Raw genomic sequence first — 17,572 nt, forward strand, 5'->3', positions numbered from 1 at the left:
AGTGTTGTTTCGCGAATAGTTAAAGACATACCCTATTTATGCCCAAGCACCTTAAACCATTTTCCGATACACATGGTTTTTACCATATCATTTATGAAATCTGGCGCTACGCACGGCGAAAGCACTTCTTATTGTCGCGGATATGCTGTTTCCACCTGCCGCAGTCATTTAAGTGCAGGATAACATGGCGTGTCGGGGGCATTAGCAGCAGACCTGCTACGTCCTTTTTTTCCCAAAAGTCAAGAAGCCACAATGACTCTTCCTGGTCCGTCACACCGCTGGACTGTTTAACAGCCTCAAGTCCTTGGGCAGAAACCCTGCGCTTCATATCGTCTGCAGAAAGCGACTTTACAATATCCTGTGTCCTTTGTCCAACCGCATTCCGGTATGCAATGAGTTCTTTCATGTCCAGCCCGGCACTTAATTCCATGATTTCATCATCTGACAAAGCATTACCTGTGTCTGAAATGTGGACGTTCAGCTGTCTTTTCCATCTGCTGTCAAACACCTGCCCTCCCCCGTCAACAAGAATTCCCATGGTCAGATCTTCAATTCTTGCAATATGCCATAATACCCATGCAATTGTTTCATCTTTCGAGGTTGGCATGATACGGTATTCGCTGGGCATAAGGTCACCAAGCAGACTATCGGTTTCATTCTGTTCTGCCCCTGTCATTGATGATACATGCAGCTTGGAATGCAGTTCAAAAAACAGTGTCTTTGCCTCCTCCAATTTATCCGCTTTGCGGATAATTGTATTCAACTCTTTGTGCAGTTCACTTAATCCATTACCAAAGTATTTCATCCTAACCCCCATTCTGATCCGCTGACGCTTGCGGTACTTCCCGTTTCCGTCCCAGACGGCATTGGTAATGCCGATACAACCGTACCACTGCCGCCCCTAATCCAGCCCCCATTGTATTTAATACCAAATCATCCAGTTCTGACACGCCCGTCCCAAATATATACTGCAATGTTTCAATGATAAAGGATAGTAATAACCCGCATAATGCCGCACTCCAGATTCCCTTCACCTTACCGGATAACAGAAGCATGCTCCCAAATGGAACAAACCAGATAATATTGCCCACAAACAGGTACAGGAACAGAAACCATCTTCCCTGCCTGATGAAAGGAATATAGTCCTGAAACAAGGACAGGTTGATTGTTCCGTTCTCCATGACATGAAACAGGCTGAAGTTTGAACGGAAAACAGTAATGCGGAACAATGCAACCATATAAACCAGGAAAAATGCACACAGATATTTATCTTTTGTCTTTTTCTTATTTGCTTTCTTATCCTTATTTGCCAGCATCCCTCTTCTCCTCTGCCCTCCAACCATCTTCCGTTAACCCCGGACATCAAACCATCAACCCCAGCACCTCTAATATTTCATCATGCGGCCGTCCGGTATCTGCCTGGAATACCGCAATGTGGTTCAAATCCCCGCTCCTGTCGGTAAAGGCCGGGAATAAAAATCCGCACTCCGGCTTCCCCGGCTCATACTCCCCTGTCAATGGGCAGATGGCGCAAATCATGTATTCAAACACTTCTTCTGATTCCCAGAGTCTTTCATTATCAGAAGCTTTTGCCGGGATATCATACCGGTCATGGAAAACAAGGATGGTATAATCTGAAGATGTACGGTATTTTTCCATAACAACATCATAGAAAGTGTCCATCAAGGCATCGTTTTTCAGACCGCATTCGTTCATTGCCATCAGCAGCTGCCACATGCTGCCTGGTTTGCGCATACTCTGGGTAAATTCATATTTCTTCAGGTTTACATTCGTTGGTGAAAAAGGGATTTCCTTTGCAAGCTTCAGTTTCTTTGTCCGCTCTGCTGCCGATAGCTTTAGGAAATTCGTATTGAAGCTCCCGTCAAAATCACCATCCCTGTCCACATAGCATCCTGCTATCCTTGTAAAGGAGGTCCGTGAAAGCGTCATCCGTCTTGTCAGTTCCAGCATATCTTCTCTGTTTATCATTGCCAGTCATTACCTCTCTGTCATTTCTCTGTATTTTTCTGTTATTCATGGGCATATGGGTAAAGGAGGACAGGTCCACTGCCCCCTGTCACTATACCATAAAATCCCAAAACATGAAACCGGAAATCACTCCAGCGTATCATCCCGCAGGGCATTGGACAGATTGCACCGCAGCACCTTTCTCCCACCAAGATAATAGGCCAGTGCAACAAAACCAAAGATGGACAGACAGAAAACAAGGATTGGTATGATTGGTGCTTCAGCCATGAATTCCATTGGGTCTAAATAGCTGGCCTTTATCATGTATCCCATCACTGCCACAGCAATCGGCAGGGTAATGAGGACCGGGCGTCCTGCAATCACCAATGCTTCGATGCAGAACAGCCTGCGTATTCCTGACGGCGTCATGCCTATGGACATATACCTGGCGAATTCCCGTCTTCTCTGGCGCAGGAAGCCCAAGGTATTGGAAAACACATTGGCGATTCCAATCAGCGCAAGGATGGAACAAAGGCCGCCAAGAATCAGCTGATATCCGAAAATCATATAATCATTGGTGATTTTCTCCTGGATACGGTTTTCAATCCCAATCCCATACTTATTGCCAAGCAGTTCCAATACATCGCCCTCCAGCGCATCCATATCAGCCAGGGATGCCCCCTTTGCAGCCAGTATCCGTATACTGGTATCCTGCCTCACTTCCCCTATTTTCCCGGATATCTCCCCCCACAAAGACAATGGGACAAACTGCACAAATGCATGACCGTCATACTCCTCCCTTAAAACAGGAACTTCCTGCGTATAGGCAATGACCGGGATTTCCACGGTTGTATTTTTCCCGTTTCCTTCCCGTGTCGTCCTTCCTGTTCCATCTCCTGTCTCCCCGGCTTCCTGCAGAACAACCGTCCCAAGGCGTTCATCCACATAAGGAATATATCTGGGATATCGGAAATTGCTGTTCAGGCTGTCCCATATACGGTTCAGGACAATGGCTCCGTCAAGCCGTGGTGATGCTCCAATCCGCCTGCAGTATTCCATGAAGCTGTCATCATCCAGCACAACTACAGGCGCCTGCACCAGCCATGCATCATCCGCTTTCACAGCCAAAGGACCCGCAACCATGCCGATTCCCCCAAGGGCGGCCAGTTCCCGGCTTTGCCCTGTTTCAGGGATGCGGGCCGCAGCCTCCAGCCTCTGATACACGGCCAGGTCCCTTACACGGTCCAGCCCCTGCAGCTCCTTCCATTCCTGCGTCATCCTGAAATCTTCTATGTCCGTATCTTCCACAGTGGCCATGACATCCCACACTGACTGATACTTTTCAAAATAAGTATATCCTGTGCTGATGCCTGAAAGGGTAAAAAAGCACAAGGTCAGCGTAAAACCCAGCAATGAAAGGGTCAGGGACAGCGTTGAGGTATACATTGCCTTCCTCCTGGCCTTTATTGAATTCCCGGCCAGTTCGCCTTCAATCCCAAACAGGAACCGCAGGATATGGGAATGTTTTTCCTTTTTTAGTTTCCACTCACCAGTATTGCGGATGGCTTCCAATGGTGTCATTCTGCTCAGTTTTCCTGCCGGAAGCCATGCAGAACACAGTACGGTAAGAAAGGAGGACAGGATTGTGACCCCGAAAACCATGGGATGGTACCTGAAACCAGCTTCATGCCTGCCTGGAATATCTGCCGCTATCAGTTCAATTGCCTGGGTCACGCCAAAGCTGAGGGCGATTCCCAAAATGCTGCCAAAAAGAATGGGGGCCAGGCTGAGCACCACCGCCTCCTGTATCAGGCAGGTCCGTATCTGTCCTGGCGAGGCCCCCACACTGGAAAATATACCAAGCTGGTGTATCCGCGCATTCATGGACATTGCAAATGAATTGCGGATGATCAGGATCAGGGAAAAGGAAACAATCAACAGGATGACCAGGTAAAATGTCATTAGAAGCGGCGGTGATTCATCCTTTGGGTCATGAATCAGGTATCTGGATAAAAGCAGCAGATTGTAGGATACCGCATCCTCCTCAACCTCCAGCCTGTCTGCAATCAGGGGCATGTCCTGGAAAATGCTTCTGGCGTCCTCAAAATAAATATCAATAACGGTTTCCTGTCCATTGGACAAGTCCTTATTGACCACGGCTTTTTTCACATTACCAAAGCTCTGTATCATCGTCAAATCGTCCGCATCCATGATACCCGTAATACGCCCCTGCCAGTCCCCTTCCTCCAAAACAATCCCTTCTACCTCATACACCCAGAAACCATAAAACAGACTGCACAGAAAAGAAAGGAATAAGGCCGATATAAAGGCTGCCACAATGATGGATATGCTGGAAGCCCGGTTTTTCTTAATATAACTGATTGAATAATCCCTCCACATATCCTTACCCCCGCTTCCGGTCGCTTATGATACGTCCGTCCTCTATGGTTATGACACGGCTGGCTTCCAGAGCAATGGCCTCATCATGAGTTATGAGCAGAATGGTCTGGTTTAAGCTTTGGTTGGATAATTTCAGCATATCAATGATTTCCCTGGAATTCTTCCGGTCCAGGTTGCCTGTTGGTTCATCGGCCAGAAGCAGGGCCGGACGGTAAATCAGGGACCGGGCAATGGCGGTCCTCTGCTGCTGCCCTCCTGATAACTGGCCCGGCAGGGCTTCCAGTTTATCAGAAATGCCCAAAGACTTTACAATATGGTCAAAATATTCCTGGTTTGGCTTCTTTTTATCCAGCAGAAGCGGTATCAGGATATTCTGCCGGACCGTCAGGGTCGGAATCAGATTATAGAACTGGTAGACCAGTCCCACCTTCCTGCGCCGGAAGATGGCTGACTGGGTGGGATTCAGGGCAGCAATATCCCTGCCCTCTATGAGGACCCTCCCCTCAGTGGGCTTGTCCACACTTCCAATCACATGCAGCAGTGTGGATTTTCCTGAACCTGACGCTCCCACAATGGCAGTAAATTCCCCCTTTTGGACCGAAAGATTAATCTTATCCAGGGCAATGACCTTGTTATCCCTGGCACCGTATACCTTACTTAAATCCTCACATTTTAAAATTTCCAAGCTTTCTGCTCCTTTCCCTGTTATATTAACTTTGCTTTCATTATAACAGGCCAAAGTGACTGCTTAGTGACTGTAAAACCGGATTTCAAAGGTTCCGCCTCTGCCTGGTTGATTGACGGCCCGGATTGTGCCATTCTGGCGTTCAATGATTTCCCTGGAAAGGGAGAGGCCGATGCCGGTTCCATTGTCCGCCGCATTCTTCCCTCTGTAAAATCGTTCAAACAGATGGGGGATATCTTCCTTATCAAATCCTTTACCTTCATCCCATAGGATGATTTCCGTGTAAAGCGGGTTTTGGGAACAGGCGCAATGGACCGTTCCCCCTGGCGGCGTATATTCCGCACAGTTTTTGAAAAGATTCATCAATGCTTCCATGGTCCAGTCCAGGTCAGCCATTATCTCCATTTCCCCCATTTCAGGGATATCAACAGACAGTCCGGCGGCATCGAACATTTCCTGTAAATTGTCAGCGGCTAGGCTCACCACAGTATAGACATCCACTGCTTCTGTTTTCAAGGGAAGGGTTCCTGCGTCAAGACGTGACAGGAGAAGCAATGCCTCCTCCAGATGGGTCAGCCGTCCCAGCTGCTTATGCACCTGTGCCAGGTAATCCTGGGATGGATGTATTTCCATCATCTGTGCGCACAGGGAAATGGCCGTTATAGGTGTTTTAATCTGGTGGGCAATGTTGGACAGGTTTTCCGCAAACCCTTTTTTTGCTGTTACGGCAGCCTCCCTCGTCTGATACAGCATGGTAACGGTCTTGTATATCCCATCCTGCAGCTGTGAGAAACCGTCTTCTTTGGTTGTCAGGAGAAGGCCCGGGCTTCCTGTGTCCACTTTTTCAAGGTATTCTGTCAGCTCTTTTATGCGCATGGCCTCCTTTCTGCGCCAGTACCAGAAAACGGTAAAAAGCAGCAGCGCCCCAATGCCAAAGCCCGCCGTTGCAGGAAGGATGCTGTATCCGGATGTGTGTTTCAGAAAGTCAGACTCCCGGTAGCCATATGCCAAAAGCACATTGTCTTCCTCACCCAATGCTTGCTTGTTTTTAATTCTTTTTAAAACAGGAAACAGGGTCTGTTCTAAATCTGGATTTTCTTTAAGGATTCCCTGACACACACTGCCCAGCAGCTGGAACTGTGTCCGGTTATTCAGCCCTGTCATGACTGCGGCTGTAACGGACGATGCCAGCAGGCAGGCTGCCAGCATAACCCCCAGCAGTATTCCCATATTCTTCTGTCCAATCATACGGAGTCCTCCATACGGTAGCCAAAGCTGCGGATAGTCTTAAGGCAGGAGGGCTGGTGCAGCTTCCCGCGCAGGCGCTTGATGGTAACCGTAAGCGTATTGTTATTCACATAATTCCCGTTGCTGTCCCATACCTGTTCTAAAAGCATTTCCCTGGGAACGGTCCTGCCTTTATTCTGCAATAAGACCAGCAGCACCTGATATTCCGGCTGGCTTAAGGTGACTTCCTCATTCCCGCAGAATACCCTCATTCCGCTCGTGTCCAGTGTGATACCGTCACAGGTAAGATACTGCCCAGATACATATCCTGCCCTGCGCAGCAATGCGCAGATACGTGAATACAGGACCTCCAGTTCAAATGGTTTCACCACATAATCATCAGCCCCGTTCCTGAAACCCGATACCATATCATGGGATTCGCCGCGTACAGTGAGGAAAATAACAGGAAGCTCCCTCCACCTTAATCGGATCCATCTGCACAGCATGTCCCCCTGTCCATCCGGCATGTTCCAGTCCACCAGCACCATTGCAGGAACCTGGCGTACCATGGCCTGCCTGGCCTCTTCCATTGTTGTAAAAACCGAAACCCGGCAATTGTGCTGCTCAAGATATTCTTTGACCGCATGTGCAATCGCCTTATCATCTTCAATGTGATAAACTTCAATCATTTTGTCCTCTCCGCTGAATCAAGAAAAGAATCCGCCCACTTGTTAAACGCAGGGTTACAAGAAAAGAATCCGCCCACTTGGCAAACGCAGGGTTATAAGACAGATTGTGCCCCACAGCGCATATACGTTGTGAGGCACGAAGCACCATCCGGTGTGAATCCTATCTGATGTAAATCATCACAGGTCATAATAACGCTGGAACTCTGCCGGATGGGGAATCTGTGACATCTCGCGGCTCTCTTCCCGTTTCTTTTTAAGCCATACTTCAATCAGCCGTTCCGGGAACACCCCGCCCGCGGTCAGATAACCATGGTCTGCCTCCAGGGCATCCAGGGCCTCATCCAGGCTTTTTGGCAGGGACTGGATCTTTGCCTTCTCCTCATCCGGAAGTTCATAGAGATTACAGTCAAAAGGTCCCCACCCATGTTCTGCAGGGTCAATCCTGTTCTTAATCCCGTCAAGGCCGGCCATGAGGATTGCCGCATAAGCATAGTATGGATTGGCTGTTGCATCAGGGTTCCTCAGTTCGAAGCGTTTTGCCTTCGGCGTCTTTGCATAGGCCGGAATCCGGATGACGGCGCTCCGGTTGGATGTGGCATATCCGATGGTTACCGGCGCTTCATATCCAGGCACAAGGCGCTTGAAGGAATTGGTGGACGGGTTTGTAAATGCACACAGGGACGCCACGTGCTTTAACAGGCCGCCTATAAAATAGTGGGCTGTTTTACTCAGTCCGGAATAACCATCCTCGTCATAGAAAACCGGCTCCCCATCCTTCATCAGAAGCATATGGACATGCATTCCATTGCCGGCCTCTTTGTAAATGGGCTTGGGCATGAAGGTACATGTCCTTCCATCCTGGACCGCAGCATTATGGACAACGTATTTGACAATCATGGTCTTATCAGCCATGTCCACCATGTCGCCCAGTTCCACCTCTATCTCCATCTGACCCGAACCGCCCACTTCGTGGTGATGGTACTTCACATCCACGCCCCAGTCCTGAAGCATCATGCACATCCTGCTTCTTAAATTATACGCCACATCCTGAGGGGCGGCAATGTGGTATCCCCCTCCGCCAGGGACCTGGAAACCTTTGTTGTCAGTGCTCTCACGTCCGCTGTTCCAGGCAGCCTGCCTGGTATCCACTGAAAATGCCATGCGCTGCGGTTCCACCATAAAGCTCACATTGTCAAACAGATGGAATTCAAATTCCGGCCCAATGAGCATCTGGTCCGCAATCCCCTGTTCCTTCATGTATTCAATGGCCCTTAAGCTTACATTCCTGGGATACTGGTCAAAGGGCCTGTTTTCCTTTCCAATGACACAGACATCCCCGCACATGGTCAGTGTGGGAATCTCTGTAAACGGATCCACCACAGCAGTTTCCGGATTGGGTATGAATACCATATCACTTTTTTCCACTGGGGCATACCCATAATTGGAACCGTCAAAACCAATGCCCTGTGTAAAAATCCCATCATCAAACCTTTCAACCGGAATGGTGATGTGCCTCCAGCGGCCGCTTAAATCCGTCATCTTGAAATCAATCATCTTGATTCCCTTTTCTTCGCAGATACGTAAAATCCCTGAACTTTTTGACATGTCCTTCCCCTCCAAATCGTTTTTTAAAGCAATTGTGTCCTGCTATGTTGATTTTACCATATCTTCGGAAATTAATCGTCAATTAAATCTGTCTTTATCAACAATTTCTGCATTTTCATAATAGTCCGGGACATCCGGGGCTGTATTGACACGGCCTGTAAAATATGCGCCATATCCATACATCTTCACTCCCATGCGGCGGGCTATGTATTCATAGCCTTCAACCAGGATCCGTATATCCGGATCCGTGCTGTCTGTACCCATCCGCTCCTCAAGCCGGGCCATGGCATGTCCAATGTTTTTTCCTGCATGAAGGTCCGCGTCCATCCACTCTTTCTCAATTATCTGTATCAGTTGGAACTCTTGACCGCCACCGGTCATGGCCAGGAGTCCGGCACCGTAATCATACATCTTTAAACAGATATACTGTATCTTTGATTCAGCACCATCAACAATATCCATTATATCCGGGTCTTCCTCTCCGGTCCCCAGCCGTTTCCCCATACGTACCCGCGCTTCGTATATTTTGTTATACGCCTCCAGGCAGTCAGAACTCTCAGTAAATTCATTTCGCACATGGCGCTCTAATCTCGGATTAGCCCCTGCTATAAAATTCCCATTCATAATCTCAAATATATGTGTCTTATTCATCTTATTCCAACTCTTTCGCAAAGAAATGATGCTTTGTATATACTTGTGCTTCAAACCGGCTGTCGCCCATGTACGTCCTTGTTCATATGCATATATAGCACTTAGTATAGCAAAACATGGCTGAAATATCAATATTATGAATCCTATTCCTGCGCCCATGTCTTTAACCCACCTACCGGATTATGCGATAAAGAAAAGGCACCAATCATTAATATGACTGATGCCCTATGTAATGTTCCTGTTATTCAGCTGCTTCTATCCGAGGATGCTTTCCTTTTTATTAAGGATTGCCTCTACTGCCGCGCAGGCCGGGCAATCACAATATTTCGCCCCTGCAGCCTTGATTTCCTTGGCATGGGCAGCCACAACCCTGGCGTGGTCCGCTCCAAATACCTGTGCTCCGGCATCCGACTCCGCAAATCCGATTAAACCATCAATCGGCATGATGTCTGCTTCCAGTTCCTTCACATATGTTTTGGTTGCTTCCGCCTCGCCGTCAGTTCCCACCGCTGCCAGCCATGCCTCTGCGGCTGCCTTTGTCTCGCTGTTGCAGGATGCTGCGTTTATTAACTCGTTAGTCTTTTCTACAACAAAACTTAATACTTCCTTATCCATAACCAGTACCTTCCTTCTTCTGAATTTTAACTATATATTACCATAATTACCTGACTTTTGCAATTCGACAGCCGGAATTTAAACAATAATTTATGTTTACCGCCCCTATTCCGGCCGCTCCGGTCCATCACGTCTGCCCATATAATCGCATGGACCCTCTTCAAATATTCCGGCTGGAAGGTTTCCCCCACCTATGGTCATATTATAAGAATCACCCCATAACCCGTTATCAGAATCAATACCAGTGTCATGGGGCTGTCTGTTTTTTTGTTTCATTGCATAGAATGAAAACCTTAATTATACTTATCGCCTGTCTTATAATCATCCCTTGCCCAGTTGGGGGCATTGATGGGGCCTGCCTTGGCATTCCCGTTTTTTGCCGCGCCCTGAATCTCCGGCACCTGTGCCTGTTCATTTTTCGGATGATTCATCTTGTGATGGTTTTCTGTCCCATGGTTATCCGGGTCATAGGGACTTGGCCGTCTCATACCTGCTTTTGCCATAATGATACCTCCTGTCTGGTGATAGTTTTTGTATCCTGTCAGAAAGTATGCATGATTTCAAGTCCAAGCCATATTTTCCTTTCCCGCTTTATTCCATATTTCCAATCATTTCCTTGACTGTATCCGTATCCTTTAACCCTATGCATCTTAATGTTTTTTCTTTTCCGTATGATTCGCAATGCATTTCCCCAAAAGTTCCATCATAAGTCCTACCTGGATTGGCTTTGACAGGTGCCCGTCCATACCGCTTTCAATGGATTTCTTCGTGTCCTCATCAAATGCATTGGCAGTAAGGGCTATTATGGGAATGGTCCTGGAATCCGGCTTTCCCGAAGTACGTATCTGTCTGGCAGCCTCCAGGCCATCCATGACAGGCATGCGGATATCCATCAGTATGGCATCAAATTCCCCTGGCCCACTGCCGCAGAAGCAATCCAGGGCCTCGCGTCCGTCAACGGCGCAGGTTACGGAAAATCCGTTCATTTCAAGGATGCTCTGTGCAATCTCCCGGTTGATTTCGTTGTCCTCTGCCAGCAGGATACGGCGTCCATGGAAATCAGGCAGGGGGGCGGCTTCGTCCTGCGGTATATCGGATATGGCTTCCTGGGCATAATCAAAGCCCAGTGTAAAGAAAAATTCAGAGCCTTTTCCTATCTGGCTGCTCACTTCCAGGGTACCGCCCATCATCTGCACCAGGCGGCTGGCAATGGACAGTCCAAGGCCGGTTCCCCCATAGCTGGCCGCTGTTCCTGCCTCCGCCTGTTCGAAGGCGTTAAAGATACGGTCCAGGGCTGACGGTTCTATTCCGATTCCAGTATCGGCAACGGAAAACCTAAGGACTGCCCTGGGCGACTCCTCCAGCTGCTCCACTTTTACCGTGATGCCGCCCTGCTCCGTGAATTTAACCGCATTCCCAATAATGTTGATCAGCACCTGGTTCAGCCGCAGTCCATCTGCAATGAGCAGCCTGGTACTGCTGTATCTGTTCTCAAACCTCATATCCAGGTGCTTTTCCTCTGCCTGTGTACGGAACAGGGCTTCCAGCCCGTCTATCTGCTGCCTAAGGTCCATGGGGCTGGTGCTCAGTTCCATTTTACCGCTCTCAATGCGGGACATATCCAGTATGTCATTAATCAGGTCCAGCAGATAGGTGTTGGCTGATTCAATCTTCTCCAGGCAGTCCAGTGTTTTCTCCCTGTCATCCAGGACATTTTTGGCAATGGTGGTCATGCCGCTGATGGCGTTCATGGGTGTCCTTATCTCGTGGCTCATACGGGAAAGGAAATCCGTCTTGGCCTTGCTGACCGCATCTGCTTTGGATTTCATGACAAAGGATGGGACAATCCTGACCAGTTCCTTTAAGAGTTTGCGCTGTTCCTGTGACCACTGATAATCCGGCTCATCCACCTCAAAGCTCATGGAACCCACATACTCCCCATAGTTCCAGATACCTGCATGGAGGCATGATGCAATCCGTGAGATTCCGTCCCGGACATTATGGTCAGCCAGGCCATCCTCATCATACATATTGGAGCAGATATCAAAATCCTCCTTGGAGGCATAGAAATCCTGTCCCAGCTGAAGGTCCGCCCGGTTGCGCGCCCACTGATAGGAAAAGCGGTAGGACAGATAGGCCTGGCTGGCTTCAATAATGGATACCCGGTCCAGGCAGTACTTCTTGCCGATTCTGGAAAGCAGCAGGAACACAGCGTCATCCAGGTTTTTGGACTTGCCGAGAAGGTCCAGCGCAAAGGATACCAGGTCGTCATCCAGATGTGATGTCTCCATCTCGATTGCATTGAGAGGATGCTCTTCCGTATAGAGCTGTGTCAGGAACACTCCCAGTTCATTGGAAGTGTCCAGATAACAGGCCGCCCGGCCTTTTCCATTCTCCTTAACGTATTTGAGCGTGCTCTCCGCACAGCGGTAAAGGGCATTATATTCCTCTGTCACCTCGGTGCTGCACATCCCGATGCTGACTGAGACATGTATATCCTTTTCCATATTCACAAAAACATTCTGTACCTGGCCTGCAATCCTGGGACCTATGACCGTTGCCTGTGCCTTGTTGCTGTTTTTCACATAAAGCATGAATTCGTCCCCGCCAAGCCGGACCGGGATACTGTCCTTGCCAGCTTCCGCCCGGAGGATATCAGCGACTTCCTGGAGTACCACATCCCCAAAAATCCTGCCCTCCTTCTGGTTCACGTCCTCAAATCCATCCATGTCCAGAAGCATCAGGACCCCATGTTCCCCCGGTCCCCTGTCCGCCATGCATTCCTGCACCAGACGGATACCGCTTTCCCTGTTATAAAGGCCCGTAAGGCTGTCCCGTGTCCTTGCCTTTACAAGCGCCTCCTCCGCTGTTTTCTGCCGTGTGATGTTTTCCACAATGCCGATGACAAGCCTGGGGGAGCCATCATCATTGCGCAGGATGACAGACAAGGTCTGCCTGCACCAGAACGCCTGGTTGCGCCCCCTGAATTCGCAGCTTGCGGTGCGCTCACCATGATGGATGCGCTCATACATCTCATAAAAAGCAGGCCGGAACGGTTCATCCACCCGTTCCATGGCAAAGCTGTAGGGCAGGTTGTCGTAATGTTCCTGGCAGCAATACAGTTCACTGGTCCTGGCCGGCACCATACATTCCCTGGTATCCGGATAATAATAAAATTCACTGGTTGTAGTATGCTCCAATGCCATATGAAGCACCTTATCGCTGGCCTCCAGCTGGTCTGTGAGACGCTGATTGCGCTGCTCTGCCTTTTTGCTCTCATTAATGTCCAGATACACACTTTGGATGTATGCCTGGTTGCTGCTGTCTGACAGTACCTCGGCGCTGCCGATGATCCAGCATGGACTGCCGTCCTGCCGGCGCAGCCGGTATTCATAGCTGGCCTTATCTCCCGGTTTACTAAGCTTTGCAAACACATCCCCAATATAATCCCGGTCCTCTTCTGCAACCAGGTTATCCATCCGCCAGTACTTCCTGGCCCAGAACTCTTCCTCAGTATATCCGAAGATACGGATTGCTTCCCTGTTGGCATTCCTGAACACCACACCCTGGCTGGTTGGATGATACTGCACGATGCCGCAGAGCACGGACTGCAGCAGGTGATTGTACTGGTCTGCCAGCTGTTCCTGTTCCCTGGCCTGCTTTTCCAGGCGTATCCTGGATTCCACTTCCTCGGAAATATCCCGGATAACACTGATACAGACCTCCTGTCCATCCTCAGACCATCCCTTTTTCCCCACATCATTGACCCAGATATAACTGCCGTCCTTTTTCCTCATCCTGTATTGCACCTCGTAGTCAGTGCCTTTCTCAAAGGCCCCTGTCACCAGGTCATCCACCTGTTTCCGGTCATCCGGATGCATGCAGTTAATCACTTTCCCTTCAATTGCCTTCACGAATTCCTCATATGTATATCCCAGATAGGAAAGCATGAAATCATTGACATAATATAAAGGAAAATCCGGTTCCAGATATCCTCCCATCATTCCGCCCGGAATATTCTTTCCCAGGATATCTAGGGCTTTGGCTCCCAGACGGGCCTCCATCTCGGACCGACTCAGACCGGATGACGGAAAGAAACTGCCTTCCTCCTGCCGGCTGTCAGGGGTGGATGCGTGGATGGATGCAATGCGGCATATACCATCCCTATCCTCGACACAGGCAGCAGACACCCTGAACCACATGGCCGTGCCGGATGGCGTCCCCGGATATACCGTGGCAGTGAGAAGTACCAGGGAGCAATCATCCGTCCCATATGCCTCCTCAACGCTCTCATATTCAATCCTGCAGGATTCCGGAGCTTGGGAAAATTCCGCCTGAAGCGCCTCTTCTGCCTGGCTGCGGCCATACACCATCTCCGACTTCCCGGTTCCCACCCAGTGTATCCCCTCGGTCAGGCACCCAAGCGTATTCCCAATATCCCTCTGGTTCAGATACGCATCAAAAAACCGTTTTACGGTTCTTGCAGCCTCCCCTGACTGTATCATATTTGTTACCCCCTTCTGTCCGGGCATGTTCAGATATGGAACATAATCCTGTTTTTAAATTCCTGGGCCTTGCCGTCATTCCAGTCATGCACCGGCCTGTAATATCCGGCAATCCGGCTGTAGATATCCGCGGCAGCCCCACACTTCGGACACACCTCCTGGCTTCCGCGCAGATAGCCGCAGGAAGGACAGATGGAATAGACCGGGGATAAGGTACAGCAGGGGATATCATGTTCCGTGATGATCTTGTGGAGCACATCCCTTGCACTTCTCCAGTCCTCCAGTTCCTGTTCCACATACACATGGAAAACAGTCCCTGTAGTATAAAGAGGCTGCACCGCGTCCTGGTTACCCAGCGCATCATCAAGGGATATGCTGTAATCCGCAGGAAGCTTGGTACTGTTCGTATAGTACGGCGCATCCCCTTCCCTGCCGGCTGTCTTAAGTTCAGGGAACCGTTCCCTGTCAAGCCTTGCAAAACGGAAAGTGGCTGATTCCGCCGGTGTTGCCTCCAATCCATAAAGGGTACCATACTCCAGCTGGTATTCCACCAGTTTTTCACGCATGTGGTTCAGGACAGCCACCGCGAATTGCCTTGTCTGTTCCGCTTCCATGCCTGCCTTCAGCCATGAGGCATTTAATCCGGCCTCATTCATGCCGATGACACCGATGGATGAAAAATGGTGGGAAAAATCATCCAGATAGCAGGCGGTATAGGGGTAAAGCCCTCCCTTTAACAGGTTGCTGATTACCTTCCGTTTAATATCCAGGGAACGCGCGGACAGATCCATCATATAATCCAGGTTCTTATAAAATTCCGTCTCATCCTTTGACTGGTACGCAATCCTTGGAAGGTTGATTGTCACAACGCCGATGGCGCCTGTGTGCTCGCCATATCCAAAGAAGCCGCCGGCCTTTCTGTGCAGCACATGTAAATCCTGGCGGTCATCCCCATAGGTAACCCGGTCTTCCCCCTGTACAGCCCCGCCCCTTACATAGTTGATAAAATACGGGGTTCCATGACGGGATGCCAGCGAGAATAAAAGGCGGTTCTGTTCCGTGTCCGACCAGTCAAAATCCTCAGCCATCCCGTAAGATGGGATTGGATACTGGAACCCCTGTCCATTGGCATCGCCTTCCAGCATGGTTTCCAGGAAGGCACGGTTCACCATGTCCATCTCCTTCTGGCACTCCCCATATGTAAATTCCATCATCTTTCCACCAACAATGGCCTTTTCCCCGGCCATGTCCTTTGGCACCTTAAAATCCATGGAAATGTGTGAAAACGGCGCCTGGGTCCCCCATCTGCTGGGGGTATTCACACCGAACACAAATGCCTCCATGCACTTTTTAACCTTATCATATGACAGGCTGTCCGCCTTCACAAAAGGAGCCAGATATGTATCAAAGGAGGAAAATGACTGGGAGGCCGCCCATTCATTCTGCATGATTCCAAGGAAATTGACCATCTGGTTGCAGAGGGTTGCCAGATGCTTTGCCGGGGAGGCCGTAATCTTCCCTGTGATGCCGCCTAAACCGTCCATCAGAAGCTTTTTTAAGGACCAGCCGCAGCTGTAGCTGGTCAGCATGGACAGATCGTGGATATGGATATCCCCGTTCAGATGCGCATCCGCAATCTCTTTGTCATATATCTCTGTCAGCCAGTAATTGGCTGTCACTGCGCCGGAATTATTAAGTATCAGCCCGCCCACGGAATATGTGATGGTGGAATTCTCCTTTACCCGCCAGTCCTCTACCTTTACATAATTATCCACCACGTCCTTGTAATCCAGTGTGGTCTTTTCCAGGTTCCTGATTTTCTCGCGCTGTTTCCTGTACAGGATATATGCCTTGGCCACATCCGTGTACCCTGATTCCTCCAATACTTTCTCCACACTGTCCTGGATGTCTTCTACCGATATCCGGCCATCCCGCATCTTCCTCTGGAAATCAGAGGTTACCCTTATGGACAGCAGGTCAATGATGTCATCCGTATAGGACTTCCCTGTTGCCTTAAATGCCTTCTTTATGGCTGAAGATATCTTCTCCAGCTGGAACTCCACGGTCTCTCCGTCCCGCTTAACAACTAAAAACATGGCAGTGTCCCTCCCTTGTTAATATTTAGAAGCAATACATCCTCAAAAACATTTTCTTCTATTATATCAAAAACATGTCCGGAAATACAGTTCAGAAACAGTCATTATCCCAGAATTTCCTATTATTTTGCCATCTTACCTGGAATCAGGGACAGCCCAGGGCTGGAGGACGGCTTTCAGCTCCTTATCATAATCAAGACCAATCAGATAACTGTATTCCTCACCCTCCAATGTCCCCTGCGGAAAACCTACCTCCAGATTATCCGGAAACACAATGATATGCTCAGGCTTCATGGCTGCTTCCATTTCAGAAAGAAGTCCGGGGTCATTGATATCAGCGGCCTTTAACAGCCATTGTCTGGCCTCTGCCTCCGGCAGATTAAATAATTCCCAGTTGCTCAGCGCCCTTCCTGTCTCCCTGTCAAATACAGCGCCCAGCCGGATTTCCTGCATGGCTGCTCCGGTCATGGGAAGGGATACCGTTGTGAGGAAACATATGATGGTGTCATTGGAGGCCGTGGGTGAGATGTCCTGGCTTATGTACCGCACCTCATAGCCTGTTCCATTATCCCTGCACATCCTGTATTCACTGTAAGCATCCTCCAGTTCTCTATGGATATCATACAGCAGTCCCTGTTCTTCATAGTATGCCCTTATAGAATCCTGCGCGGTCCGGTTCAAGTCATCAAAGCCGTCAATCCCGCCCACATAAACATGGTCCGGCCCGGCAACGTCATGGACCGTGAGAAGGACAGTCCCATCTGTAAGCCTGTAACAGGAATATGGGCTGTGCACTGCCCGCCACAGATCTGCTGTGCCACCATCCGTGAAAGTGATGGCATGTTCCTGCTCAAGGACATATGTCTCTTCCCTGTACTGAGGTTTTTGAAGACATCCTGTAAGAAAAAACACGGCCGCCGGTAAAACCGCGGACAACGCTTTTATATATAATACCCTTATTCTCTTCATATGGTTCATTTCCTCAAAACCCCGGTATGGGCGGTTGGTGTGCTTTATGATATTATCATGATAAAAATGCAGGTCTGAAGTGAAGTATATCATTGTGTCCTCCTATCTGTCAAATGGTGCGCAATGTCCCTTTCTTCCCTATTATAGCAAATACACGGGTAT

General features: G+C 49.3%; 14 protein-coding genes. All 14 read right to left on the reverse strand.

The annotated features are described in order from the left end of the window. Window positions 1–106: 106 nt before the first annotated feature. Window positions 107–805 carry a DinB family protein gene (locus LK536_RS30670; RefSeq protein WP_227794878.1) on the reverse strand — a complete coding sequence of 233 codons (699 nt, stop codon included), beginning with the start codon at window positions 803–805 and terminating at the stop codon, window positions 107–109. A 1-nt stretch (window position 806) separates the two neighbouring features. Continuing rightward, the gene (locus LK536_RS30675; RefSeq protein WP_227794879.1) at window positions 807–1,316 is read right to left on the reverse strand and encodes a VanZ family protein; all 510 of its coding nucleotides are present in this window, start codon (window positions 1,314–1,316) and stop codon (window positions 807–809) included. Between the two features lie 46 nt (window positions 1,317–1,362). Beyond that, window positions 1,363–1,989: a DUF4317 family protein gene (locus LK536_RS30680; protein WP_227794880.1), complete on the reverse strand. Its 627-nt coding sequence runs from the start codon at window positions 1,987–1,989 to the stop codon at window positions 1,363–1,365. Window positions 1,990–2,115: 126 nt separating this feature from the next. After that, window positions 2,116–4,368, reverse strand: a complete 2,253-nt coding sequence (locus LK536_RS30685; RefSeq protein WP_227794881.1) for an ABC transporter permease — start codon at window positions 4,366–4,368, stop codon at window positions 2,116–2,118. Between the two features lie 4 nt (window positions 4,369–4,372). Next, window positions 4,373–5,053 (reverse strand): ABC transporter ATP-binding protein, encoded by a 681-nt coding sequence (locus LK536_RS30690; protein WP_227794882.1) that lies wholly within the window; start codon window positions 5,051–5,053, stop codon window positions 4,373–4,375. Between the two features lie 63 nt (window positions 5,054–5,116). Next, window positions 5,117–6,301 (reverse strand): sensor histidine kinase, encoded by a 1,185-nt coding sequence (locus LK536_RS30695; protein ID WP_227794883.1) that lies wholly within the window; start codon window positions 6,299–6,301, stop codon window positions 5,117–5,119. Next, a complete protein-coding gene (locus tag LK536_RS30700) occupies window positions 6,298–6,969 on the reverse strand; it encodes a response regulator transcription factor (RefSeq protein WP_025487333.1) in 672 nt (223 codons plus the stop codon). The genes LK536_RS30695 and LK536_RS30700 overlap by 4 nt, the downstream gene beginning before the upstream one ends. Before the next feature lie 177 nt (window positions 6,970–7,146). Then, entirely contained in the window at window positions 7,147–8,574 is a 1,428-nt protein-coding gene (gene glnA, locus LK536_RS30705) for a type I glutamate--ammonia ligase (RefSeq protein WP_120057301.1), read from the reverse strand. Between the two features lie 78 nt (window positions 8,575–8,652). Beyond that, window positions 8,653–9,225 carry a hypothetical protein gene (locus LK536_RS30710; protein ID WP_050927378.1) on the reverse strand — a complete coding sequence of 191 codons (573 nt, stop codon included), beginning with the start codon at window positions 9,223–9,225 and terminating at the stop codon, window positions 8,653–8,655. 255 nt (window positions 9,226–9,480) lie between these two features. Continuing rightward, complete coding sequence (locus LK536_RS30715) at window positions 9,481–9,840, reverse strand: molecular chaperone Hsp90 (protein WP_040382467.1); 360 nt, start codon at window positions 9,838–9,840, stop codon at window positions 9,481–9,483. A gap of 293 nt (window positions 9,841–10,133) precedes the next feature. Beyond that, entirely contained in the window at window positions 10,134–10,343 is a 210-nt protein-coding gene (locus LK536_RS30720) for a hypothetical protein (protein ID WP_008725688.1), read from the reverse strand. Between the two features lie 147 nt (window positions 10,344–10,490). Then, window positions 10,491–14,345, reverse strand: a complete 3,855-nt coding sequence (locus LK536_RS30725) for a PAS domain-containing protein (protein WP_227794884.1) — start codon at window positions 14,343–14,345, stop codon at window positions 10,491–10,493. 29 nt (window positions 14,346–14,374) lie between these two features. After that, window positions 14,375–16,441 carry a ribonucleoside triphosphate reductase gene (locus tag LK536_RS30730; protein ID WP_120057304.1) on the reverse strand — a complete coding sequence of 689 codons (2,067 nt, stop codon included), beginning with the start codon at window positions 16,439–16,441 and terminating at the stop codon, window positions 14,375–14,377. 135 nt (window positions 16,442–16,576) lie between these two features. Next, a complete protein-coding gene (locus tag LK536_RS30735; RefSeq protein WP_329602185.1) occupies window positions 16,577–17,503 on the reverse strand; it encodes a hypothetical protein in 927 nt (308 codons plus the stop codon). Between the last annotated feature and the right edge of the window lie 69 nt (window positions 17,504–17,572).

Source organism: Clostridium pacaense, from assembly GCF_020709765.2.
GTDB classification, from domain to species: Bacteria; Bacillota; Clostridia; order Lachnospirales; family Lachnospiraceae; genus Enterocloster; species Enterocloster hominis.